This window comes from Blautia sp. ZXY-1-C6, assembly GCF_056339875.1.
In genome coordinates this window covers 1-2,224 of record NZ_JBWJVQ010000120.1, presented here as the reverse complement: position 1 = coordinate 2,224, position 2,224 = coordinate 1, and the positions used below count along the sequence as shown (strand labels likewise).

Sequence of the window (2,224 nt, the reverse complement as noted above, 5' to 3'; positions counted from 1 at the left end):
CTGGGGAGATAGAACCTGCACAGCCGGAAAACTGGCAGAAAGAGAAAATCCTTCTGGAAATGACAGGGCAGGAGATACCATATAAAATTTATGAGTTTTACCGGAACAATCCAGAGGAAACAGACCGGGAAGCCTATCTTTATGAATTGTATGGAGATGTAAAAAGAGAAGCCCATACAAAAGACGGTATCCTGACCGCAGAAAGCGGTTCCAGTGGTTTTTATATTCTTTGGAGTGAGGGAACTTCCATGAAGGAGGCGTTCTGGTACTGGGACGAAGTTTCTTTGGAAATTGGGAAACGGATTGAAAAAGGGACCTATCTTCCTTTGTTATCTGTATCGGAGGAAGCCTTAGAAAATGGGGAAGAAACAGAGGAAGAAACCTTACAGCCAGAGAAAGTGCAGGAAGTGATTGAGGAAAAGGAACCAATCCCATTAGAAGAGATTGGCATAGCCTTTTATAAACAGAATATCCAGGCGGATATTTTAAAGAAAATGCTCTGTCTGGTCTATACGACCAATCAGCTACCGGAAGAAAAAGACCATTTTTTGAAGATGCTTTTGCTTCGGGAAGTACCGGAAGGCCAGCCTTATTATCTGGTGCGGACAGAACATGGAAGCTATGAGCTTTGTATTCAGGAAAATGGGATTAAGATCACCCTGCCGGAAAGCCAAGATTTTCTGCAGGAACTTTCCTGGGATCAGTTTGGCGGGCTTACTGCACATCTGGCAGAGGAGGACCAGATTGCCTATACCGAAGATTCAGAAACCTTAGAGCAGCAGGAGAATATGTACCGTCTGCTTCCCTGGTTTCCGGCATTATGGGAAGAATATAGCGAAATTCTTAAAAAGGAAGAGCTTTGGCAGGAAGGAAGAACCTCTGTCCAGACAGAAGGCAAGGAAGAAGCCGGAGATTATTATTACCCAGAAGGGTGGTTGCAGTTTACCGGTGGGGATAAAAGCCGGTATCAGAAAAATATCCGGGCAATCCGTATCTTAAAAACACTGGAGCAGGAAGAGAGAAATGCCACAAAAGAAGAACAGGAAATTCTTGCGGGGTATGTAGGGTGGGGCGGGCTGCCAAATGCTTTTAACAGTAAACGCCCGGAGTGGAAAAAAGAATATCAGGAATTGAAGGAACTGTTGACCGCAGAAGAATACGCCCAGGCAAGGGCCAGTGTCAACAGTTCTTTTTATACGCCGCCGGAAGTCGTGCGGGGTGTTTATAAAGCCCTGGAGCAGTTTGGATTCCAGAAGGGAAAAATTCTGGAACCGGCTATGGGGATTGGAAACTTTTTTCATGGTCTTCCGGAAAGTATGCAAAAATCCCAGCTTTATGGCGTGGAGATTGATGCCATAAGCGGAAGGATTGCACAAAAGCTCCACCCTTCAGCCAGTATCCAGATTAAAGGATTTGAAAAAACGGAATTTGAGGATAACAGCTTTGATGTAATTGTAGGAAACGTGCCTTTTGGGGATTTCCGTTTGTATGATCCCCGATATAAAAAGATGAAGTTGAAAGTCCATGATTATTTTATCCGGAAAAGCATGGACCTCCTTCGGCCAGGAGGCATTTTGGCAGTGGTAACTTCAAAAGGGACGTTGGATAAAAATGACAGCGCTGTGAGAAAAAATTTGGCAGAACAGGCAGACCTTTTAGGGGCAGTCCGGCTTCCGGCAGATTCTTTTGGAAAGAGCGCCAATACCGCAGTTACCAGTGACCTTTTGTTTTTTCAGAAAAAAGCAGAGCCTTCGATTGGGGAGCCGATCTGGACTTATACAGGGCTTACGGAAGACATGGTACCGGTAAATCAGTATTATCTGGAACACCCGGAAATGATGCTTGGGAAAATGGTCTGGTTTGAACAGTTTTTCGGGAAAGATTCCAAATATACAGCCCTGGTCAATGAAGCGGAAGACTTTGACCTGGAAAAAAGAATTTTGGACGCAGTTGGAGAGCTTCCTAAAAACTGTTATGAAGAAAGCATAGCAGAAAAAAAGAAGGAAGAGCAGGACGTCTTAGCTGCTTCCCCAAAGATACCTAATTATACGTTTACGGTGATATGTCCAGGACGAACGTATGTTCTCTGCAAGGGAAGGGGAGTCTTTCTTATACCGGAGTCAGGCAAAGGAAAGTGTGAAGCGCCGGATACGTGCCATGCATAAAATCCGCCTTCTGGTGCGTGAAATTTTACAGATACAGCAGGGAAAATTGTTCTGACCAG

Annotated in this window: 1 protein-coding gene; it reads left to right on the top strand. The window is 44.7% G+C overall.

Annotation, left to right across the window (positions count from 1 at the left end; translation table 11 throughout):
- A partial coding sequence (locus AC075J_RS04230) for an N-6 DNA methylase (RefSeq protein ID WP_476390061.1) occupies positions 1-2,165 on the top strand: 2,165 nt, incomplete at its 5' end.
- Positions 2,166-2,224 lie beyond the last annotated feature (59 nt).